Origin of the sequence: Rhodobacter sp. JA431 (assembly GCF_900217725.1) — a bacterium.
Lineage (GTDB): Bacteria > Pseudomonadota > Alphaproteobacteria > Rhodobacterales > Rhodobacteraceae > Rhodobacter > Rhodobacter aestuarii.
The window spans coordinates 471383-493419 of the sequence record NZ_OBMP01000001.1; the positions used below are offsets into that span (position 1 = coordinate 471383).

The 22037-nt window shown below is 62.8% G+C and carries 15 protein-coding genes and 1 other RNA gene; 7 read left to right on the forward strand and 9 right to left on the reverse strand.

Annotated elements, in window-relative coordinates:
• Window positions 1-2 precede the first annotated feature (2 nt).
• The 4 genes from pflB to ptsP form a co-directional block, all read right to left on the reverse strand.
• Complete coding sequence (gene pflB / locus CRO18_RS01945; protein ID WP_170952529.1) at window positions 3-2270, reverse strand: formate C-acetyltransferase; 2268 nt, start codon at window positions 2268-2270, stop codon at window positions 3-5.
• Window positions 2271-2779: 509 nt separating this feature from the next.
• Window positions 2780-4516: a PTS fructose-like transporter subunit IIB gene (locus tag CRO18_RS01950; RefSeq protein ID WP_097080866.1), complete on the reverse strand. Its 1737-nt coding sequence runs from the start codon at window positions 4514-4516 to the stop codon at window positions 2780-2782.
• A 26-nt stretch (window positions 4517-4542) separates the two neighbouring features.
• Window positions 4543-5487 (reverse strand): 1-phosphofructokinase, encoded by a 945-nt coding sequence (gene pfkB / locus CRO18_RS01955; protein WP_097080867.1) that lies wholly within the window; start codon window positions 5485-5487, stop codon window positions 4543-4545.
• Between the two features lie 10 nt (window positions 5488-5497).
• A complete protein-coding gene (gene ptsP / locus CRO18_RS01960) occupies window positions 5498-7981 on the reverse strand; it encodes a phosphoenolpyruvate--protein phosphotransferase (RefSeq protein ID WP_097080868.1) in 2484 nt (827 codons plus the stop codon).
• A gap of 67 nt (window positions 7982-8048) precedes the next feature.
• Between ptsP and CRO18_RS01965 the strand changes: the two genes are divergently transcribed.
• The gene (locus CRO18_RS01965; protein WP_097080869.1) at window positions 8049-9497 is read left to right on the forward strand and encodes an ABC transporter substrate-binding protein; all 1449 of its coding nucleotides are present in this window, start codon (window positions 8049-8051) and stop codon (window positions 9495-9497) included.
• Entirely contained in the window at window positions 9494-12172 is a 2679-nt protein-coding gene (locus tag CRO18_RS01970) for an ATP-binding protein (RefSeq protein WP_097080870.1), read from the forward strand. Before CRO18_RS01965 ends, CRO18_RS01970 begins: the two co-directional genes overlap by 4 nt.
• Here CRO18_RS01970 and CRO18_RS01975 read toward each other — a convergent pair.
• Window positions 12139-12849, reverse strand: coding sequence for a response regulator (locus tag CRO18_RS01975; protein WP_097080871.1), 711 nt, complete (start codon window positions 12847-12849; stop codon window positions 12139-12141). The genes CRO18_RS01970 and CRO18_RS01975 overlap by 34 nt on opposite strands.
• A gap of 218 nt (window positions 12850-13067) precedes the next feature.
• On the opposite strand from CRO18_RS01975, the gene CRO18_RS01980 reads away from it, so the two are divergent.
• The 5 genes from CRO18_RS01980 (at window position 13068) to CRO18_RS02000 (ending at window position 19994) form a co-directional block, all read left to right on the forward strand.
• Window positions 13068-13916, forward strand: a complete 849-nt coding sequence (locus CRO18_RS01980) for an SDR family oxidoreductase (protein WP_097080872.1) — start codon at window positions 13068-13070, stop codon at window positions 13914-13916.
• 106 nt (window positions 13917-14022) lie between these two features.
• Entirely contained in the window at window positions 14023-15099 is a 1077-nt protein-coding gene (locus CRO18_RS01985) for an efflux RND transporter periplasmic adaptor subunit (protein WP_076484972.1), read from the forward strand.
• A 73-nt stretch (window positions 15100-15172) separates the two neighbouring features.
• On the forward strand, window positions 15173-16141 hold the full coding sequence (locus CRO18_RS01990; RefSeq protein WP_143128586.1) for an efflux RND transporter periplasmic adaptor subunit: 969 nt from the start codon (window positions 15173-15175) through the stop codon (window positions 16139-16141).
• Window positions 16138-19212: an efflux RND transporter permease subunit gene (locus CRO18_RS01995; RefSeq protein WP_097080875.1), complete on the forward strand. Its 3075-nt coding sequence runs from the start codon at window positions 16138-16140 to the stop codon at window positions 19210-19212. Before CRO18_RS01990 ends, CRO18_RS01995 begins: the two co-directional genes overlap by 4 nt.
• Window positions 19213-19268: 56 nt before the next feature.
• Entirely contained in the window at window positions 19269-19994 is a 726-nt protein-coding gene (locus CRO18_RS02000) for a hypothetical protein (RefSeq protein ID WP_097080876.1), read from the forward strand.
• Window positions 19995-20050: 56 nt separating this feature from the next.
• Here the strand turns inward: CRO18_RS02000 and rpmG are convergent, their stop codons facing one another.
• From rpmG to rnpB, 4 genes are all read right to left on the reverse strand, one after another.
• Entirely contained in the window at window positions 20051-20218 is a 168-nt protein-coding gene (rpmG, locus tag CRO18_RS02005) for a 50S ribosomal protein L33 (RefSeq protein WP_011750518.1), read from the reverse strand.
• 154 nt (window positions 20219-20372) lie between these two features.
• Window positions 20373-21083 (reverse strand): tellurite resistance TerB family protein, encoded by a 711-nt coding sequence (locus tag CRO18_RS02010; protein ID WP_097080877.1) that lies wholly within the window; start codon window positions 21081-21083, stop codon window positions 20373-20375.
• Window positions 21084-21160: 77 nt separating this feature from the next.
• Window positions 21161-21547 carry a DUF302 domain-containing protein gene (locus tag CRO18_RS02015; protein WP_076484977.1) on the reverse strand — a complete coding sequence of 129 codons (387 nt, stop codon included), beginning with the start codon at window positions 21545-21547 and terminating at the stop codon, window positions 21161-21163.
• 87 nt (window positions 21548-21634) lie between these two features.
• An RNA gene (gene rnpB / locus CRO18_RS02020) (RNase P RNA component class A) lies at window positions 21635-22033 on the reverse strand.
• Between the last annotated feature and the right edge of the window lie 4 nt (window positions 22034-22037).

The following is a 22037-nucleotide window of genomic DNA, read 5'->3' on the forward strand; positions in this document are numbered from 1 at the left end:
TCTTACATGCTGGCGTGGAAGGTACGGCTGATCACGTCAAGCTGCTGGGCACGGTTCAGCTTGACGAAGTTCACCGCATAGCCCGACACGCGAACGGTGAGCTGCGGATAGGCTTCGGGGTGTTCCATCGCGTCTTCCAGCGTTTCGCGCGTCAACATGTTGACGTTGACGTGGAAGCCTTCCGCCGCACAGAAACCATCCAAGCAATTGGCAAGGTTCGCCACCTGCTCGGCCTCGGTATGGCCCATCGCGCCCGGGGTGGCGCTGGCGGTCCAAGAAATCCCATCCAGCGCGGCGGCATAGGGCAGTTTCGAAACCGAAGCACCCGCAGCCACAAAACCTTTCTTGTCACGCCCGTTCATCGGGTTGGCGCCCGGCGCGAAAGGCTCGCCTGCGCGGCGGCCATCGGGGGTGTTGCCGGTTTTCTTGCCATAGACCACGTTCGAGGTGATCGTCAGGATCGACTGCGTCGGCACCGAGTTGCGGTAGAAATAGGGCTGGCCCGAGACCTTTTTCATGAAGGTTTCGGCAACCCAGACCGCGATGTCATCCACCCGGTCATCATCATTGCCAAAGGCCGGGTAATCCCCCTCAATCGCGAAATCGACGGCCAAGCCTTCCTCGTTGCGGATCACTTTGACCTTGGCGTTTTTGATCGCCGAAAGCGAATCCGCGACAATCGACAGCCCCGCAATCCCGGTCGCCATCGTGCGCAAAATATCGCGGTCATGCAGCGCCATTTCGATCCGCTCATAGGCGTATTTGTCGTGCATGTAGTGGATCGCGTTCAGCGCTTTGACATAGGTCCGCGCCAGCCAATCCATCGCCAGATCAAACTTTTCAACGACCTCGTCATAGTCCAGCACATCGGCGCTGATCGGGGTCAGGCCCTTGGCAACCTGAACTCCCGATTTCTCGTCCACCCCGCCGTTGATCGCGTAAAGAAGTGCCTTGGCAAGGTTGGCACGCGCGCCGAAGAACTGCATCTGCTTGCCGATCCGCATCGCCGACACACAGCAGGCAATGCCGTAATCATCGCTCCATTTCGGGCGCATGATATCGTCGTTTTCATATTGGATCGCCGAAGTGTCTTTCGACACTTTCGCGCAGAAATCTTTGAAGCCGCGCGGCAGGTTGACCGACCAAAGCACGGTCAGGTTCGGTTCCGGCGCCGGGCCGAGGTTGTAAAGCGTTTGCAGCACGCGGAACGAGGTTTTGGAAACCAGCGTCCGGCCATCTTCGCCCATGCCGCCAATCGCTTCGGTGACCCAAGTGGGGTCGCCCGAGAAAAGCTGGTCATAATCGGGCGTGCGCAGGAAGCGGATGATGCGCAGCTTGATCACCAGATCGTCGATCAACTCTTGTGCGCCCACTTCATCCAGACGGCCCGCCGCGAAATCGCGTTCGATGTAGATATCAAGGAAGGTGGAGATCCGGCCAATCGACATGGCCGCGCCGTTTTGTTCCTTCACCGCCGCCAGATAGCCAAAATAGGTGGCCTGCACCGCTTCGCGCGCCGTGCTGGCCGGGCCAGAAAGATCAACGCCGTATTTCTTCGCCATCTCGCGCAGCTCTTCCAGCGCGCGGAATTGCTCAGACAGTTCTTCGCGCAGGCGCAGCGTGTCTTCATCAAAGACCGCATCATCAAGTTCGCGGAACTCGGCCAGTTTTGCAGCTTTCAGCGTGTCGATGCCGTATAGCGCCACGCGGCGATAGTCGCCAATGATCCGACCCCGGCCATAGGCATCGGGCAACCCGGTGATGATGCCCGATTTCCGCGCGGCGAGGATGTCGGGAGAATAGGTGTCAAAGACGCCTTGGTTGTGGCTCTTGCGGTATTTCGTCCAAATCTCGGACACGGTCGCATCGGGTTCAAACCCATAGGCCTTAAGGCCCGTTTCCACCATCCGCAGCCCGCCATTGGGCATGATCGCGCGTTTGAGCGGCGCATCGGTTTGCAAGCCAACGATCAGTTCATTCTCGCGGTCGATATAGCCCGCATCATGCGCGGTAATGCTCGAGGGGCGGTCGGCCGACACATCCAGCACGCCCTTTTCGCGCTCCAGCTTCAAAAGCGCCGCAATGTCGTCCCAGAGTTTTTTGGTCCGCGCCGTCGGCCCCGCCAAGAACCCGGCATCACCTTCAAACGGGGTGTAGTTCTCTTGAATGAAGCCGCGCACATCAATGCTCGTGCGCCAGTTCCCTGCCGAGAAGCCCTCCCAAGGATCGATCATGGAGGGGCTGATCGAAGTATCGGTGAAGGCATTCATTTGGCAGTCCTTTCCAGCCGGGCGGCATACGCCCGTTACGGCCTGAGCGGTCGGTGAGAGGGGAAGGTCGTGCCGAAGAGCCAATCGTGGCAGTGACTGCTCTGAGGAACTCGAGGGAAAGACCTTCAGATACCATTTTGGTAACTTAAACAGACCAGTGAAGCAAGAATTCTTGACCAAGGGTCATTCAATATAATTACGAAAATTCAAAAGGTTAGACCTGAACGCGGGGCGGGGTTGCGGTTACGGAATGACAAGAATGTTACCAATCCCCACCTGAAGACGTAAGAATGTAATCTGCCAGAATAATCTTTTGCGCAGGACCCCACCTGCGACAGATCGTTGCGAGACCAATCGCCCCGCTATCCCTTTGTCGGTGCACAAAAAAACGGCGCTTTTAGAGGGATTCTCAGACCTTTGACACATGCCGGGGCGCGGTTTGCGCCGCGCCCCGCCCGTCTGGTCCTTGGCCCTAAGGACCGTCTGGTCTCGTGAGTGGTTTGCAGGATTTACGCGGTTGCCGCGACACCGTCCCGCAGCGGCTTTTTCAGCACGATCAACATGCCGGTGGTGACAAGCGTGCCGGCCAGAACCGAAGCCGCATAGGCACCCAGATGGGTCACAGCATTCGGGATGGCGAGCACGAAGATACCGCCATGCGGGGCCATGAGTTGGCAGCCAAGCACCATAGAGAGCGCACCCGCCACAGCCGAGCCCACGATGATCGAGGGGATCACCCGCGCCGGGTCTTTCGCGGCAAAAGGGATCGCACCTTCGGTGATGAAGGACAGACCAAGCACCGCAGCAGCGCCACCGGCTTCACGTTCTTCCGGCGCAAAGCGGTTCTTCGCAACCAAGGTGGCAAGCGCAAGGCCAAGCGGCGGGGTCATGCCAGCGGCCATCACGGCGGCCATCGGTGCATAAGTGTCAGAGGTCAAAAGGCCCACGGCAAAGGTGTAAGCGGCTTTGTTGATCGGCCCGCCCATATCAACGGCCATCATGCCCCCAAGGATCAGCCCTAGCACCACAGCATTTGTCGTGCCCAGCCCTTGCAGGAACGAGGTCATCGCGGCCAAGATCGCGGCGACAGGTTCGCCCACCACATAGACCATGATCAGACCGGTGATCAGCGTCGAGAGCAGCGGCAAAATCAAAACGGGTTTGAGCCCCTCGAGCGTGCGCGGCAGCTTGATCGCGTCGCGCAACCAGCGCGCTACGTAGCCCGCCAAGAAGCCCGCAACGATCCCGCCCAAGAAACCGGCGTTGAGGTTCACGGCGAGCATCCCGCCAATCAGGCCGGGCGTCAGGCCGGGGCGGTCGGCGATTGAATAGGCGATATAACCCGCAAGGATCGGCACCATCAGCTTGAAGGCGGCCCCGCCACCAATCGACATCAGCGCCGCCGCCAACGTGCCTTCTTCTTCAAAGGCTTTGATACCGAACACGAACGAAAGCGCGATCAGCAGACCACCCGCCACAACGAGCGGCAGCATGTAAGACACGCCGGTCAGCAGGTGCTGATAGGGGCCGGTGCGCGCCGCGGCACGTTTCGCTTTGAGCGCATCGACCGTATCGGCCAAGTTTTGGCCCAGCACTTCGCCTTCGGCCACAGCGGCATCAAGCACTTTGGCGGCACCTTTTACCGCCGCACCAACCGAGGTTTTATAGACCTTCTTGCCACCAAAGCGGGCGTCATCGACATGGGTATCGGCCGCGATCACCACGAGGTCTGCGCCCGCAACTTGTTCCTCGGTCAGCGTGTTTTGCGAGCCAACCGAGCCTTGCGTTTCAATCGCAATTTCCCAACCGCGCGCAGTGGCGGCTTTCTTCAGGGCGTCCGCCGCCATGAAAGTGTGGGCAATACCGGTCGGGCAAGAGGTGATCGCCACCACCTTCAACGTACCGGGGGTTGCTGGATTTGCCATTTGCGAGCTCTCCTCTCCTGCAAGGGCTAGGGCCGCGTCGAGTTGCGCCGCCGTCTGGGTGATGGCGCGGCTCGGCGTGGTCCGGTAAACGGGTTTGTCGGTGAAGCGGGCCTCATCGACATGAATATCGGCGGCAATCACCACAACATCGGCGGCCGCGATCTCGGCGGGCTGCAAGGCATCTTGCACGCCTTGCGAGCTTTGCCGCTCAACGCGGATGTCATGGCCTTTTTGCGCAGCGGTGGCGCTCAGCGCTTCGGCCGCCATATGGGTATGCGCGATGCCTGTGGGGCAGGCCGTCACGGCAACGATCTTCGACATGGGATCCTCCCGAATGACGCGCAGGCTCAGCCCAGCGCGGTAATTTCAACATCCCGCGCCAGCGCTTCGATGCGCGCAATCGCGGGCAGGCGCGGGCCAATTTCACCGAGCGCGCCAAGGGAAAAGGCGGTGGCAATCCGCGCCGTCTCGGCCAAATCAAGGCCGAGCGTGGCGGCATGAATGAGGCCGGCGACCATCGCATCGCCCGCGCCCACGGTAGAGGCCACGGTGATGCGCGGCGGACGGGCGTGCACCGCCTCATCGCCGCGCACCAGCACGGCCCCAGCCGCCCCCATAGAAACAGACAAAAGCCCAACGCCTTGCGCGACCAGATCGCGCGCCGCGCTTTGCACATCGGCAAGCGTGGTCAATTCGCGCCCAAGATAGGCGCCCAACTCTTCGGCATTGGGTTTGACGATATCGGGGCAAGCCGCCAAAGCGGGCCCAAGCGGCGCGCCCGATGTATCGAGCGCCACCTTCACGCCACCCGCGCGAGCTTGCAGCGCCAAGCGCGCATAGCTGTCTGCGCCAAGCCCTGCGGGCAAGCTGCCGCAAAGCCCCACCCAAGTGAGCCCCCGCGCCATCAAACCCGCCAAGGTGCCAGAAACCGAAGCCAGTTCCTCAGGCCCAGCCTGCACACCGGGCAGGTTCACATCGGTCACCTGATCCAAGACCGGGTCCACGATCTTCACATTGGTCCGGGTCGCGCCGTCGCAGCGCGTGCAAGCATCGCGGATGCCCGCTTGTTCAAAATGGCGCGCAAAGATCGCGTCATTCTCGCGCCCCAAAAGCCCCGCCACCGCCGTGGCATGGCCAAAATGCGCAAGGAAGGAGGCCACATTGACCCCTTTGCCCCCCGCATCAACCTGCACCGCTTCGACGCGGTTCACGGCATCCACCGTAAAGCGCGGCACGGTCACGGTCTGGTCGATCGCGGAATTAAGCGAAACAGTGGCAATGGTCGGCTGCATCTTCGCCTCCTTACGCCAGCGCCCGCACGGTCGCGGCATCGGCCGCCGCCAAGGCGCGTTCCGCCAAGGCGCGGTTTTCCGCCATCGGCGCGCGGCGCAGCACGGCTTTCACACCCGCCACAGAGGGGATCGAGACGCTCAACTCCTGCACGCCAAGGCCCGAAAGGATGCGCGCGCCCAGCGGGTCGCCCGCGATGCCGCCACAAGCGCCCACCCAAATGCCCGCCGCATCGGCGGCACGCACGGTTTGGTCGATGAGCCGCAACACGGCCGGGTGCAGACCATCGGCTTGCTTGGCCAAAACCGGGTGCATCCGGTCCATCGCCAGCGCGTATTGGGTGAGGTCATTGGTGCCGATTGAGAAGAAATCGACCTTCTCGGCCAGTTCGCGCGCCATCATCACCGCCGAGGGGATCTCGATCATGATGCCCATTTCGACGGGCGCGGCACTCACCTCTGCCCGCACCTCTTCGGCAATGCGCAAGGCCGCCTCAAGCTCAGAGACCATCGCAATCATCGGGAACATGATCCGCACCGGCCCATGCGCCGATGCCCGGAAGATCGCGCGGAGTTGCGTGCGGAAAATGTCTTCGTGCGAGAGGCAAAAGCGAATGCCGCGCTCGCCTAGGAACGGGTTTTCCTCGACCGGCATGCGCAGATAGGGGATTTCCTTATCGCCGCCCACATCGAGCGTGCGGATGATGATCGGCAAGCCATTCATCGCGCCCAGCATGGCGGAATAAATCTCCACCTGCTCGTCTTCGCTCGGCGGGGCTTCGCGGTTCACAAACAGAAACTCAGTGCGCAACAGGCCCACGCCTTCGGCCCCGGCGTCCACTGCCGCATGGGCCTCGGCCACGTCAGAGATATTGGCCACCACTTCCACGCGCGCGCCATCGGGGCTGAGCGCGGGCTTATAGCGCTCGCGGGCTTCCACATCACGCTCAGCAGCCAAAGCTTCCATCGCCGCCTTGGCACGGGCGATGTCTGCCTCAGAAGGCGCGGCAACCAAAACGCCAGCCGCCCCATCCAAAAGCGCAGGCGTGCCGGTGGGCAGATCAAGCACGGCGGCCCCTGCCCCCACCACGGCGGGAATATCCAGCGAACGCGCAATGATAGACGTGTGCGAGGTCGGCCCGCCCGCAGCGGTGCAAAGCCCGCGCACCAGTTCCGGGTCAAGCCGCGCAGTATCAGACGGCGTCAGATCATCGGCGACAAGGATGCAAGGCGCGGTGGGCAAATGCGCCTCGGCGCTTTTCACTTCGCCCAGTTCTTGCAACACGCGCAGCCCGGCATCGCGCAGATCAATCGCGCGGCCCGCAAGCACGGTGTCTTTCATCGCGGCGAGCATATCGGCGCGTTCGGTGTAAACAGCATGCCACGCAAAAGCCGCGCTGCGACCTTGGTCGATCAGCGCCTCAGCGGCAGCGTGCATTTCCGGGTCTTCCAAGAACTCCTGATGCGCGCGGAAAATCGCGGCCCGCGCGGGGCCAGATTTCTTCCACACCTCGTCATGCAGCTCTTCTAGCTGATGCCAAGCGGTTTTCAGCGCCGCTTCCAGCGCGCCCCGCTCGGTGCCTGCATCCGCGCCATTCTCGGCAAACGTCACTTCATCACGGGCAAATTTAAAGACGGGAGCGATGGCAAAACCGGGCGAGGAGGAAACGCCGGGGAGGAGACGGCCCTCATACGCGCTTTGGGTGGCCATCGCCCCCGTCAGACCGGGTGCCGTGGCTTCGGGGGCCGCCGCACCGGTGTCTTCTTCCTTTTCCAAACCTTCCCCGAAAGCCGCTTGCAGCGCGGCCAGCGCCGCCTCTGCCTGCGGGCCTTCGGCGCTGATGCGCAAAGCCGCGCCCTGCGCCGCGCCAAGGTTCAGAAGGGAAATCAAGCTTTTCGCATTGCCGGTCTTGGCGCCATGACGTACCCGGATCTCGGCCTCAAAGCCTTTGGCAATTTCAACAATCGTGGTGGCGGGGCGGGCGTGCAGCCCATGCGCGCCATCTACCACGGCATCAAAGCCGTGGGCGAAATCGTCCACCGCAGGCTGGGGCGCTGCGGCAGGCATTTCCGCCCCCGTGAGCCGCGCGACAATCACCGCCGGGTCGGTGGTGGTCGCCAAACGCTCGGCCTCGGCCTCATCCCCCAACACATCGGTGAGATTGCTCAGCACTTGCAGGTGTTCATCAGATTTCGCGGCAATCGCCACAACCAGCCGCGCGCGGTCGCCCGGCCCCCATTCCACACCGCCGGGCAATTGCACCACGGCAATGGCGGTATCCAAGATCAGATCGCGGTCTTTCGGCAATCCGTGCGGGATCGCGATTCCATTTCCCAAGAACGTATTGGCGACGGCCTCACGGCCCATCATGCTGGCGCCATAACGCGGGTCGATCTTGCCCGCTGCCGTCAACAAATCCACCGCCTGCGCAATCGCATCGGCCTTGTCGGTCGCGGTCTTGCCAATCGCCACGAGTTCGCTTGTCAGGGGTATCATGGTTCCTCCTTGGCACGCTCTGTGCGATGCTCTTGACGGAAGAAGACCGGGGCCAGATGAACACAGTATGTCCAAGATCGCGATGCGCTTTGTAACAATTGTAATACTGGCACTGCTGGCCCTGCCGGTGGCGGCAGCCCCCCTAGAGGTGCTGACCCGCGATGGCGGGCCAATTGCGGGGCCGGCGCTTGCACATGGGCAAAGCTTCTCGCAAGAGACCGGGCAAGCGGTCACCGTCCGCACTCGGCCTTTTGATGCGCTTTATGGCGAGATCATGATGGGCTTTGTGACGGGCCAAGTGCCCGCCGATCTGCTGATTTTTCCCGCCGATTGGCTGCCCGATTTCGCGGCTTATCTGCAACCGGTGCCCGAGGCTTTGGTGCAAGGGCCTTTGGTCCAAGGCATCCACCCCGCTTATCGCGATGGCCTCATGCGCTGGCGCGGGCAATGGATGGCGGTGACGCTCGATGGCGATCTGCATATGGGGGCCTATCGCCTTGATCTATTTGAAGATCCAGAAACGCGCGCGGATTATTTGGCCAAAACAGGCACGCCCCTCGCGCCGCCGCAAACGTGGCAAGATTACACCCGGATCGCCACTTTCTTTGTGGGACGCAGTGGGCCAGAGGGCCAACCGCTTGCGGGCACGCTTGAAGCCTCTGCCAGCAACGGCCAGCGGCTTTGGTCGCTTTTCAGCCATGCCGCCGCCTATACCGCCCACCCCGATCATCCGGGCCATTTCTTCTTTGACCCGGAAACAATGACGCCAGAAATCGACAACCCCGCCTGGCAGCGCGCGCTCAGCGATTACCTCGCCGCCGTGGCGACGGGGGTGGATGAGAGCGGGCCATTGGCGAGCCACGGCGTGCGCACCGCTTTTGCGGCCGGGCAAGGCGCGATGGCGCTTGATTGGTCTGACATTGGCGTTTTGGCCACCGACCCCAAGGCTTCAACCGTGGCAGACAAAGTGGGCTTTTTTCCTCTGCCCGGCGCGGATCAGGTTTGGAACCCGCAAACACAAAGCTGGGACAGGCTTGCCGCCCCGCAATCGGTGCCCTTCTTGGCCTTTGGCGGCTGGATTGCCGCCGTGCCGCGTGGGGCGCAACAGCCGCAAACAGCATGGGACTTCATTGCCTATATGGCCGCGCCCGAACGTGCGGCGCGTGACGTGATGTCGGGCGCCTCGGGCTTCAACCCCTATCGGCTCTCGCAACTCGACGACGCCACAGGCTGGGCCGCGCTGATGGGGCCACGCGCCGCGCAAAATTACCTTCGCGTGCTGCGCGAAAGCCTGAATGCCCCCCATGCTGCGCAAGACCTGCGCCTACCCGGCTACCCCGCCTATATGGAGGCGCTCGATGCCCGTATTGGCAAGGTGTTGGCGAAAGAGATGACACCAGAGGAAGCGCTCCACGAAGCCGCCGCCGAATGGGACCGTATCACAGACCGGCTGGGCCGCACGAGCCAGCGCCGCCATTACCGCGAAGCAATGGGGCTTGAGGAGGCGCAGCCATGAGATGGCGAGGCATCCAAGGGCGGCTTTTGCTGATCGTCGCGCTCTCGACCCTCGCGATGGGGCTGGCCGGTATTGCCGCGATCCGCGCCCTTGATGAGATTGGCACCGCCGCTGAAACGGTAACCGGGCGCGATGTGCCCGCGATGGAAGCCGCGCTGCGGCTTGCGCGGATTGGCGAGCGGCTGCAACAGCGCGGCGCAAGCCTTGCCGCCGCCGGAACAGAAACCGCCTTAACCGAAGCGCAGCAGGCAGTAGAGGCGGATTTGGCCGCTTTCACCGCGCAAGCCGCTGCTTTGCGTGCCGACCCAAGTGAGACGGGCTGGGATAGCGCTGAAATTCTGGCCCTATCCGGCGCCCTTTCGGAACGGTTGACCGACCTGCGCCGCGCACTTGAAACATTGCGCGGGGTCGCCGCCGAACGCGAGGCTGAACGCACGCGGATGCTCGCGCTTGAGGATTCGATGCGCCAGATCATTGGTCCCTCGATCTTGGCCGTCGCCGCAATCACCACGGGCGAAACGCTGCCGGAACCCGAGATTTACCGCACCGCCGTGCGCAGCCAAGCGCCGCTGTTGGCCGCCGAACGGCTCACCGGGCGGGCCACCTCGGAACTGCTGCTGGCCACCACCGCGCGCAAAGCGTTAGATCTCGCGCAAAACCGCGCCGCTTACTTACGCACTTTGGGCGAGTTGGAAAGCACGGGCGCGGCCCTTCCCGCCGGGCTGCAACAAGATTTTCAGGCCGCCGTCGCGCGCTACCGCGCACAGATCGGGCCTGACGGTCTTTTCGCGCTCCAAAGTGCCGAGATTGCTGCGCGCGAACGGGCCGAGGCGGCTCTCGCCGCAGCGGGGGCCCGGGCAGCCGAATTGAAAGCCTTGGTCGACCAGCGGGTGCTGGCCACCAGCCGCACCACAGCAACGGTCACACAAGAATTGCGCGACACGATCTTGGCCCGCACCACGCAATTTGCGGCCATTGCCTTGGGCGTGATCTTGGTCGCAGGGGGCGTATCTTACGTGCTGGTCATCCGCCCGCTCAGCACCAATTTGGCCGGCGTTACCCGCGCGATGACGCGGCTCGCAGCGGGGGAGCGCGATGCGCAGGTGCCCGGTGCAAACCGGCGCGACGAAATTGGCGACCTTGCCCGGGCCTTCGCCGTATTCCGAGAAAACTCCGCCCAAGTCGAAAAGCTCGACCGCGAATTGGCCGAGCGTTCTGACCTTCTGCTTGCCACGCTGGAAACCATGAAAGACGGTTTCTCGGTCTTTGACCGTGAGCGCCGCCTTGTTGCTTTCAACCCGCAATATCTGCGGCTGCATGATTTCACCGAGGCTGAACTATCGGGCGAGCCCTCGATTGAAATGCTGAACCAAAAGCTCGAGGCGCGCGGGGTGCAGGCCTTCACCCCCGATGGCACTCCGCTTGATTTGGATACACTTTCCCACGAACGGCTGACACTGTCAGAACGGCATGAATTGCGCTTTCCCTCGGGCCGGGTTTTGGAACTGCGCTCTAACCCAATCCCACAGGGCGGCTTTGCGACGATCCATATGGATGTGACCGAAAGCCGGGCCACGCAAAGCCAATTGCTGCACGCGCAAAAGCTGGAAACGGTGGGGCAGCTAACGGGCGGCATTGCGCATGATTTCAACAACATCCTTGCGGTGATCATTGGCAACTTCAACATCTTGATGCGCGAATTGGCCGAGGTGCCGCCGCTGCAAGCGCGCGCGGAACGGGGGCTGTCGGCGGCCAATCGCGGCGCAGCGCTGATCAACCGGCTTTTGACCTTTTCACGCCGCCAACGCCTTGCGCCCGAGGATGTCGCGCTTGAGACATTGGTGCGCGGCATGGAAGATTTGCTGCAATCAAGCCTTGGCTCTGGCGTGACGCTGATCACCGATTTGGCCGAAGACCTGCCCGCCGTGCGGGTGGACCCCGGCCAATTGGAAAACGCTTTGATGAATTTGGCCGTGAACGCGCGCGACGCGATGGAGGGCGCGGGCCAGATCACCATCACCACCCGCGCCGCAGAGCCGGGCTTTGTGGATTTGACCGTGGCCGATACGGGCAGCGGCATCCCGCCCGAAATTGCTCCGCAGGTGTTGGAGCCCTTCTTCACCACCAAACCCGTAGGCAAGGGCAGCGGGCTCGGGCTCAGCATGGTCTATGGGTTCGTGCAGCAATCGGGTGGCACGCTCACGCTTGATAGCAGCCCCGGCAAGGGCACGCGGGTCACGTTACGCCTGCCCGTCAGCCCGGAACGCGCGCCGGTGGTTATGGCCCCGGCAGAGGCGGGCGAGGCTTGCATTCTGGCCGTGGACGACGATGCGGACCTTTTGGAAATCACCGCCGACCAGCTGCGCGGCATGGGCCATGCCGTGGTGACCGCGCCCGATGGCGCCACCGCGCTGGAACTGCTGCAAGAAATCCCCGAGATTGATCTGCTTTATACCGATCTCGCCATGCCCGGCCTTGATGGCCAAACGCTCGCCGCGCGCGCGCATGACCTGCGCCCCGATCTGCCGGTGCTGTTCACCTCTGGTGCGCCGGGCAAGGCAGGGGCAGACCTGCCAAACCTGCTGCGCAAACCGGTGCCGGAAGAGGTTCTGGCCGCAGCCGTCCAAGTCAGCCTAGAAGATTACAAACGCCGCACATCGGCATCGAGCACATAGCCCGCGCCGCGTTCGGTGCGGATCAGTTGCGGCGCGCGCGGATTGGGCTCGATCTTGCGCCGCAGCCGCAAGATCAACACATCAATCGTGCGGTCGAACACCTCGCCACCATCGGATCGGGTACGTTCCAAAAGCTGATCGCGGCTGAGCACGCATTTGGGCGCGCGCACGAAGGCCTCAAGCAGCAAAAACTCCCCGTTCGTAAGCGCCACGGGCTGGCCCGCTGGCGTTTCCAAACTCCGTGCCGAAAGGTCAATCACCCATCCCGCGAAGCCGCGACGGTCGTGGTCGGCCAAATCGGCGGGCACCGCAGCGCCCCCCGCTCGGCGCAACACCGCCTTGATCCGCGCCACCAATTCGCGCGGATTGAAGGGTTTGACGACATAATCATCGGCCCCCATCTCCAGCCCCACGATCCGATCCACATCGCCGCCAAGACCTGTAAGCATAATGATCGGAATGCTTGAGGTCGCCCGCAAACGGCTGGCGAGGGCAAGGCCATCCTGATCGGGCAGCCGCAGATCAAGCAAAATCAAATCCGGCGGCACCGGGCTGAGTTGTGGGGCGACGTCAGCCGCGCAGGCGGCCTCAACCACCTCAAACTCGCGCGCCTCAAGCTCATAGCGGACAAGGTCACGCACATCTGGATCGTCGTCGACAATCAGGATCTTGGTCATCTGCGGACGGTCCTCCCACGCGCCTCCCGCGCGCCCGTTCAGGCGGCATCATAATGGGCCAAGCGGCGCCCCGCCACTGCCTTTCAAAGCACCATACCGCCCCGAAGGGTTGCACCACACGCCACATGGCCTAAGCTTGAGGCACCCCTATTTGAAACCGCCTTTGTCAACGCGCGCTGGTCCAAGGGCCATCCGCGCAGAACCGCAACGGACCGCTTATGCCCAATGTCTTCATCGCCGGGGCGACTGGCTATCTTGGTCGGCACCTGTGCGCCGAATACAAACGACGGGGCTTTCATGTCACCGCCTTGGTGCGCAACGCGAAAACCGCAGGCAATCTGGACGCGGATCGCCTTGTTGAAGCACAGGCCACCCGCCCCGAAACCTTGACCGGGCTGATGACAGGGATGGATCTGGCTGTGTCTGCCCTTGGGATCACCCGGCAAAAGGATGGGCTGAATTATCGCGATGTCGACTATCGGGCCAACTTGAACCTTTTGCGCGAGGCGGAACGCGCAGGCGTGACGCGCTTTGCCTATGTGCATGTGCTCAACGCCGATAAGATGCGCGATGTCCCGGGGGTTGCGGCGAAAATCGCTTTTGTGGACGCGCTGCAAGCCTCCACCATCGCCTCCACCGTGATCGCGCCAAGCGGCTTTTTCTCGGATATGTCTGATTTTCTGACCATGGCCAAAGGTGGGCGGGTTTGGCTTTTTGGCGCGGGCGATCACAAGATCAACCCAATCCACGGCGCGGATCTTGCTTCTACCACGGCTGACGCCACAACCGCGGGCACGGCTTGGTTGGATGTCGGAGGGCCGGAGGTCTTCACCCATAATGCACTGGCGCATTTGGCCTTTGACGCGCTGCACCGCCCCGCGCGGATCACGCATCTGCCCGATGCGCTGCGTCTCTTGGCGGTGCGGGTTGTGCCTGCGCTCACGCCAAAGCATATTGGCGAGCCCGCGCGCTTTTTTCTCACTGCGATGGGGATGGATATGGTTGGCGCCTGTCATGGCACCCACACGCTTGCCGATCATTTCGCCGCACAGGCGCGGGCAGAATAAAGCCACCGTTGTGATGACGCGCATTTGTCCCGGTTACAGGCGCAAGCCTTTCCCGAATCGCAAAAATCCGAAATCAAGGGAAGACCCGAGCAGGAGAGCACGATCCATGCCATGCGCCTATCGTTCCCGTTTCGCCGCCCTTGGCGTTGCGCTTTGGTTGGCAGCAGCGCCGCCCGTTCTGGCCGAGGCGCCTTTGGCCGTGCAGATCGTCACTGCCCATACCGGACCGGTGTTCTTCCATGTGGAACTTTCCGGCACGATCACCGCAGCCGAAGCCGTGCCCGTGGGCTTTCGCGCAGAAGGGCGGATTTTGACCCTGACGGCAGAGGTCGGCATGCGCATTGCCGAAGGGCAGATTTTAGCGCAACTCGACCCGACACAAGCCGCCGCCGCGCTCCGTGCTGCGCAAGCGCAAGATGCCGCCGCCGAAGCGATGCTGGTGCAAGCCGAGCAAGCGCGCGCCCGCGCCGCAGAACTGGCTGAACGCGGCGCGGCCACGCAAGCGGCCTTGGATGCCGCGACAGAGGCCGCTTTGTCCGCCCGGTCATCACGCGATCAGGCCCGCGCGGCCCTTGCCAAGGCGCAGCAGGCTTTGGAAGATTGCACACTGCGCGCCCCCGCCGATGGCATTGTCACTGAGCGCGATGCCGAACCCGGCCAGATCGTCGGTGCCGCGCAAACCGTGCTAACCATTGCGCGCGACGGTGCCCGCGAGGCGGTTTTTTATGTGCCAGACTTCAGCGCGCTAGATCGGTTTCAAGGCCGGACTGTTACTCTGCGCCCGGTCGAGGGCACCGGCCCAGAACGCGAGGCGATAGTGACAGAGATTGCGCCCCTCGTGGCGGGCGAAAGTGGCACGGTGCGGGTAAAAGCGCAGCTGATAGGGGCTCCGGGTGAAAAGCCGCCGGGCTTGGGCACGGCGGTGGTGAGTGTGGTCGATCTGCCCTACGGCTCTGCGATGGCGCTGCCTTGGTCGGCGCTCGTGCGCCAAGGGGCCAAGCCCGCTGTTTGGACGGTGGACCCGAAAACCCGCCGCGCGCAACTCACCCCCATACGGGTGCTGCGCTACACCGACAATCAGATTGAGGTGGCCGAAGGGCTGTCCGAGGGGGCGTTGGTGGTGACCGAAGGGGCGCATCTTCTTTATCCTGGCCGTGTCGTGATGCAGGAGGGCGCCCAATGATCCGGGCTTTGCTGATGCTGCTCGCGCTGCCACTGGCCGCGCAGGCGCAAGAAATCGCCCCCCCCGCCCAGTGGTGAGCGAGATTGTCACCGATGCCGCAATGACCGCGCGCCAATTCCCCGGCGTGATCGCCGCCGAGGTAGAAACCACGCTTGGCTTTCAGACCTCGGGCCGGATCGGGGCGCGGCCTGTGAACCTTGGCGATACCGTCACCAAGGGACAAGTTCTGGCCACGCTTGACCAGATCACCTTGGCCGAAGATGTCGCCGCCGCCGAGGCCGCACTTCGAGCCGCAAAAGCGCAGGCCGAATTCGCCGCGCAAAGTCTCACGCGCGCGACCGAATTGCATCGGCGCGGTGTCGCGCCCGAAGCAACACTGGAAGCGGCGCAAGCCAATGATACTGCCGCCAAAGCCAGCGTGCAGGCCGCGCAGGCCGACCTTACCCGCGCCCGCGATGCAGAAGCCTTTGGCACGCTGACCGCACCGGAGGATGGCGTTGTCAGCCTTATTCTGGCCGAACCTGGCACCGTGGTTTCTCCCGGCACCCCGGTTTTGCGGCTCGCCACCGCCGCAGGCCGCGAAGCGGTGATTGACGTGCCTGATGAGGTATTGGCGGTGCTGCCCGACGCGGCCCGCTTTACCGTTTGCACCCGCTATGAAGATGCACTCGAAACCGAGGGGCGGCTGCGGTTGATTGAGCCCGTGGCCGATGCCTCGACCCGTTCACATCGTCTGCGCATCGCGCTGGATAATGCCGGGCGCGGGTTCCGGCTGGGGGCGCTTGTCTCTGCCCGGCTCGAAATGCCCGAAGCCGGGCTTCTCACCCTGCCCCGCGCCGCACTTTGGGAAGAGGGCGATCAAACCAAGGTCTGGCGCATTGGCCCCGCACGGCGCGCCGAAGCGGTGCGCGTGACACTGGGGCGCCAAATCGGCCCCCGTGTGGTGATAACCGAAGGCCTCGCGCAAGGCGATGAGGTCTTGATCCGCGGCATTCATTCCGTTTCCGAAGGCAAAGAGCTTGGCGCGAGGGTCAGCCCATGAGTTTCAACCTGTCCGACTGGGCTCTGCGCCACCGCTCGATGGTCTGGTACATGATCATCGTCTCGATCGTTGCGGGGGTGCTGTCTTACGTCAACCTTGGGCGCGAGGAAGACCCCTCCTTCACCATCAAGGTGATGTTCATCACCGCGGTGCTGCCCGGCGCCACGGCGGAAGAAACCCGCGAACAGGTCACCGACCGGATCGAAAAGAAGATGCAGGAGCTGGAGAACCTCAAGTTCACCCGCTCTGAAACCTTTCCGGGCCGCGCCGTGGTTTATGTGGAACTAACGCCGGAAACACGCGGGGCTGCCGTCACCCAAACATGGCTGAAGATCCGCAATATGATGTCGGATCTGACCCCGCAATTCCCTGCGGAATTTGCGGGCTATGCGATCAGCGATGATTTTGGCGATGTTTATGGCTCAATTTACGCCTTCACCGCCGATGGGTTTAGCCCGCAAGAGGTCAAAGACCGGGTGGAAGAGGTGCGCTCCGCCGTGCTGACGCTGCCTGCGGCGGGCAAGGTGGAGCTTATTGGCACCCAAGACCCGGTGGTGCATGTCGAGTTTTCCGCCCGCAAACTGGCCGCTTTGGGGCTGGATCAAAGCACGGTTTTGGCAACGCTTGCGGCGCAAAACGCGATTGTCCCTTCGGGCATCATCCGCACGGCGGATGAGTTGATCGCGGTGCGCATGTCGGGGCGGTTTGCGGGTGCCGAGGATTTGGCCGCCGCGCCCTTGCGGGTGGATGACACCTTCTTCACCCTTGCCGATGTGGCCGAAGTCCGCGCGGGCTTTGCTGACCCGCCGTCTTCATTATTCCGCTACAATGGCCAGCCCGCGGTGGGGCTGATCATCGGCATGAAGCAAGGCGCAAATATCCTCGACTTCGGCGCGGAACTGACCGAACTGATGGACCGGATCGCCACCGAATTGCCCGTCGGGATCGAATTGCACAAAGTCGCCGACCAACCCAAGGTGGTTGAGGATTCAGTGAACCACTTCCTGCGCGCTTTAGCCGAAGCGGTGGCGATTGTTTTGCTAGTCTCTTTCATTTCTCTGGGCTGGCGCGCGGGGCTGGTGGTCACAATGTCGATCCCGTTGGTGCTGGCGCTGACCTTTGTGATTTTGGATGCGATGGGGGTCACCCTGCAACGCATCTCGCTTGGGGCGCTGATCATCGCGCTTGGGCTTTTGGTCGATGATGCAATGATCGCGATTGAAACGATGATCGCGCGGCTTGAGGCGGGGGATAAAATCGCCAAAGCGGCATCCTATGCGTGGACCTCAATCGCCTTTCCGATGCTGTCTGGCACTTTGGTGACGGTGGCGGGGTTCATCCCCATCGGGCTGAACTCCTCCCAAGCGGGGGAATATACGCTCTCGCTGTTCTATGTGATCGCAATTTCGCTGATGCTGAGTTGGGTGGTGGCGGTGCTTTTTGCGCCGCTGATCGGGGCCACTGTGCTGCCCAAACACCTGCCGCATCACGACCCGCGCCCCGGCCCGCTGCGCCGAGCCTTCCGCGCGCTGCTCTGCGCCGCAATGCGGGCGAAATGGATCACCATCCTCGCCACGGTTCTACTGTTTGGAAGTGCGCTTTACGGCATGCGCCATATTGAGCAGCAGTTCTTCCCGGCCTCGGATCGGCCCGAATTGCTGGTTGATGTCACGATGCGGCAAAACTCTGCCATTGCGGCAACCGACGCGGCGATGGCCGAACTGGATGCCTGGCTCGCCACCCGGCCCGAGGCGCAATATTGGACAACCTATGTGGGCCGCTCCGCGCCGCGCTTTTTGCTCTCGCTCGACACACCCACGCCTGCCCCCTTCATGGGGCAAATGGTGGTGATGACCGCCGGACTTGAAGACCGCAACGCGCTGCGCGCCGCGATAGAGGAACAAAGCCGCGATATGGCTGGGGTCGATGTCTTCACCAAGCTCATTGAGTTGGGCCCACCCGTCGGCAAGCCGGTGCAATACCGGATCATGGGGCCAGACCGCGCCCGGCTTTTGGCTGAGGCGCGCAGTTTGGCCAAAGTGCTGGCCGATGATCCGCGCCTTTCGAACATCACCATTGACGAGGGGGAGCCCGTGCGCGTGGCGCGGGTGGTGCTGGATCAAGAACGCCTGCGCCAATTGGGGCTAACGCAAAAAGATGTCGCCCAAGCGCTGCAAACCCTGTTTGAGGGGGTCACCATCACCGAATTGCGCGATGGTCAGACCTTGGTGGATGTGGTCGCGCGCGGCGCAGAAGCCGACCGCACCTCGCTGGCCTCGCTTTCCTCGCTGCAACTGCCCTCGCCTTCCGGCGTGCCGGTGCCGCTTTTGAGTTTTGCGCATCTCGATTGGCAGATGGAGCCGCCGGTTTTGCATGCCCGCAACCGGGTGCCCACGATCAGCGTGAAAGCGGCGGTCACGGGCCGCAACCAGCCCGCCACGATCACCGCCGATCTGGCTCCCAAGATTGCCGCGCAACTCGAAACCCTGCCCGCTGGCTACAAAATCGAGCCCGGCGGCGTAGCCGAAAGCAGCGGCGAGAGCCAAGCCCCGATTGTTGCGGTGGTGCCCTTGATGGTGCTGGTGATTCTGACCTTGGTGATGGTGCAGGTGCAAAGCTTCCGGCTAATGTTCATCGTGCTCGCCGTCGCGCCCTTGGGGCTGATTGGCGTTGTGGCGGCGATGCTTCCCTCCGCCCAGCCGCTTGGCTTTGTGGCGATTTTGGGGGTGCTGGCACTGGTGGGCATTTTGATCCGCAATTCACTGATCTTGATGGCGGAGGTGCAAGACCTGCTCGAAAAAGGGCACAGCCATTGGCGCGCGGTCTTTGAAGCCTCCGACAGCCGCGCCCGACCGATTTTGCTGACTGCCGCCGCCGCCTCGCTCGCGCTCATTCCAATCTCGCGGGAGGTATTTTGGGCGCCAATGGCTTTTGCGATGATGGGCGGGATCATCGCGGGCACGCTGATCACGCTGGTTTTTGCGCCTGCGCTTTATTGCGTTGTGTTTGGCGTTAAGCCGCCGCCGAAGAGCGAAGAAGCGCCGCCAGAGCCTGTGTCAGAAGGGGCTTAACCCTCTGTTCACCCTTTTCTGCAACCCTTGGATATTCGCTTTGTCCGAGGCTTGCCATGCTAACGCCCGTGCCAACGACCACCGTGCCGACTACCCCCGGCACCACGCCCCTGCCCTTGCCGCATGGGGCCGAAGCGGCACAGACGCGCGCGCAACACGCCCTTCCGCAGGCACTCACCGCACAACAGCCAAGCCGCCCGGCCTCGGGCGCGCCGCCGCCCAGCACGCCACCGCCTACAGCGGAAAACCCGGCACAAGCTGCGCAAACCCGCGCGGGCAGCGCCACGCTGCCCCTCCCCGAAACCACCCTTGCCAGTGGCGCCACCGCCGCCCAACCAGGCGCCAGCACCGCCGCCCCGGGCTCGCTTGTGGCCGCGCAAATGTTGGGGATGGAAACCGCACCCCTGCAAGCGCTTTTGGCCCAGCAAGCCGCAACCCGCGCCCTGCCCCATCCGGTGCGCCGATCTGAGCCGCGCCCTGATGCGCCCGCTGCCGCCACCGATCACACCCCCGACGATACGTTCGACCCCAAAGCCCCGCATCTGCCGCAAACGCTTCATGGCCATCATAGCGCCAACGGCTCGGCAAACATGGATGAAGACAGCCTAGAGGTGGACGAAGCACCGGAAGATACCGCCCCCGAACGGGCGGAAACACGGCGCGACGTGGCATTGCACCCACCGCCGCCGGACGCCCTGCCCGGCACGGCGATCACCCCATGGGTGCTGGCTGGCGCGGTCTTTGTGGGCACCTTTTCCCTGACCTTGCTTTTGCTGGTCTAAGCGCAAAGCAAAAGGCCGCCCCGAAGGACGGCCTTGAACCCGAGAAGGGGCTGATCTTACTTGATCTTGCCTTCTTTGTATTCGACATGCTTGCGCACGACCGGATCGTATTTGTTCACGGTCATTTTTTCCGTCATGGTGCGGGCATTCTTCTTGGTCACATAGAAGTGCCCGGTGCCCGCCGTCGAGTTCAGACGGATCTTGATCGTCGTCGGCTTCGCCATTTTCAGTCTCCCAGCGTCGGGCACCCATGTACCCGCAAATCCTTGAAGCCCGCCTTTTAGCCAGCCGCGCTCCGGAGTCAACCGCAAAGGCGGGGCTGGCGGTGTTTTTTCGCATCTCCCCGCACCCGGATCGCCATTGGCCCTGTCGCGCGGCTTAGACGAGCGGCTTGCCGAGGCTGCGATGCACCTGCATCACGGTTTCCGCATTCACCCCCAAAGCCGCCGCTAGATTGGCCAAATAACGTTTTTCAGCCTCTGTATCGACCGAAATCGCCATCACTGCAGCCGTATAGACCTGCATCTTCGCCGCTTCGCCGACCTCGGCCACCAGCCCGTCAATATCAATCGGCGCATCAAGCTCGGCCTGCACAAACGCGATCTCTTCCTCGGTCGCATCGCCGAGTTGTGCAAGAATCGCGGCCTTTTCCTCTTCATCAATCACGCCATCGGCTTTGGCCGCCTGAATCATCGCGCGGATCATCAGCTTGGCTTGCGATTCGGCAGAGGCTTCCACCATCGGATCCGCCATCGCCGCGCCAAGCATATCCGACAGGCTCTTGGCCCCGGTCGTTGCCGCGCCCGTCATGGTGCCCATCATTTTGCCAAAATTTGCCTCGGCGGCCTCGGTCATCGCGGCGGCTTGGGGCGCCCATTTGGCGAACATATCCTGCACGGCCTCTTTGCCGCCGGGCACGCCCATGCGCTGCGCAAAAGCCCCCATCTGCTCGGCCATACCGCCGGGCTGATCGGCTTTGCGCAGGGCGTCTTTCATACCGTCCATGCCGCCCATTTGCTGAAACTTTTGCACGCCTTTCGCGGCGGCAAAGCCCACCGCCAGCGTGGCGAGTGTTTTGACGAAACTCATCTCTCCCCCCAATATGAACTGAAACGCAGGTGAATACTGCGCGCATTCTGGCCAAAGGCCAACGGTTTCTGTGCGCGTTAGAGGTTGGCGATCAGGTCGACATAAATCTCGCGCACCTCAGCGGCGATGGCGCGCGCGCCCTCTGCCTCGACCTCAGCGAAAGAGGCAACCGGATCGACGGCAGAGACCTCCACACCCCCTTCAACCGCGCGCACAATCACATTGCACGGCAGCATCGCGCCAATCCGCGGATCTGCCTGAAGCGCTGCAAAGGCGCGCGGCGGGTTGCAGGCACCCAGAATTTTATAAGGCGTCATCTCGCGGTCCAGCTTCGCCTTCATCGTTGCGGCAACATCAATTTCGGTGATCACCCCAAAGCCGCGCTCAGCCAGCGCCGAACGGGTCCGCGCCTCGGCCTCGTCAAACGGGGTGTTTTCCAATAGGCGGTTGAGTGTGTAGCTCATGGCAGGCCTCCCTTGTTCCAGCCAGAGGTGGCGCAGAAGGCGCGCCCTTCAAGGGTGGGAACCGTCAAGCCCGATCACGAAGCAGATATGCGCGGAGAACCTGTAAGCCGGATTTTGTCCGGGGTTGCCCCCTGGATGACCATTCCTCTGGGGCTGCGGTTGCCCACAGCCTCTAGCCGCCAACCCGGACCACTCGGGGCGAAGCTCCCCTGCCAAGCTTGCGCTGGCGCGTGGTCCCTATTCGGCGTTGCTCCCGGTGGGGCTTGCCGTGCCGTTCCTGTTACCAGGCCCGCGGTGGGCTCTTACCCCACCGTTTCACCCTTACCCCCGCAAGCGAGGGCGGTCTGTTCTCTGTGGCGCTTTCCCTAGGGTTGCCCCCGCCGGGCGTTACCCGGCACCGTTGCTTCATGGAGTCCGGACTTTCCTCGACCGCCCAGCTATCCGCAAAACGGAGCTATGGGCCGCCGCGGTCATCCAGTTCTCCGCGCGC

Excerpts from the sequence above, each read along its gene's own strand:
- pflB (WP_170952529.1), bottom strand. The coding sequence starts at position 2,270 with ATGAATGCCTTCACCGATACTTCGATCAGCCCCTCCATGATCGATCCT.
- CRO18_RS01950 (WP_097080866.1), bottom strand. The coding sequence starts at position 4,516 with ATGTCGAAGATCGTTGCCGTGACGGCCTGCCCCACAGGCATCGCGCAT.
- pfkB (WP_097080867.1), bottom strand. The coding sequence starts at position 5,487 with ATGCAGCCGACCATTGCCACTGTTTCGCTTAATTCCGCGATCGACCAG.
- ptsP (WP_097080868.1), bottom strand. The coding sequence starts at position 7,981 with ATGATACCCCTGACAAGCGAACTCGTGGCGATTGGCAAGACCGCGACC.
- CRO18_RS01965 (WP_097080869.1), top strand. The coding sequence starts at position 8,049 with ATGTCCAAGATCGCGATGCGCTTTGTAACAATTGTAATACTGGCACTG.
- CRO18_RS01970 (WP_097080870.1), top strand. The coding sequence starts at position 9,494 with ATGAGATGGCGAGGCATCCAAGGGCGGCTTTTGCTGATCGTCGCGCTC.
- CRO18_RS01975 (WP_097080871.1), bottom strand. The coding sequence starts at position 12,849 with ATGACCAAGATCCTGATTGTCGACGACGATCCAGATGTGCGTGACCTT.
- CRO18_RS01980 (WP_097080872.1), top strand. The coding sequence starts at position 13,068 with ATGCCCAATGTCTTCATCGCCGGGGCGACTGGCTATCTTGGTCGGCAC.
- CRO18_RS01985 (WP_076484972.1), top strand. The coding sequence starts at position 14,023 with ATGCCATGCGCCTATCGTTCCCGTTTCGCCGCCCTTGGCGTTGCGCTT.
- CRO18_RS01995 (WP_097080875.1), top strand. The coding sequence starts at position 16,138 with ATGAGTTTCAACCTGTCCGACTGGGCTCTGCGCCACCGCTCGATGGTC.
- CRO18_RS02000 (WP_097080876.1), top strand. The coding sequence starts at position 19,269 with ATGCTAACGCCCGTGCCAACGACCACCGTGCCGACTACCCCCGGCACC.
- rpmG (WP_011750518.1), bottom strand. The coding sequence starts at position 20,218 with ATGGCGAAGCCGACGACGATCAAGATCCGTCTGAACTCGACGGCGGGC.
- CRO18_RS02010 (WP_097080877.1), bottom strand. The coding sequence starts at position 21,083 with ATGAGTTTCGTCAAAACACTCGCCACGCTGGCGGTGGGCTTTGCCGCC.
- CRO18_RS02015 (WP_076484977.1), bottom strand. The coding sequence starts at position 21,547 with ATGAGCTACACACTCAACCGCCTATTGGAAAACACCCCGTTTGACGAG.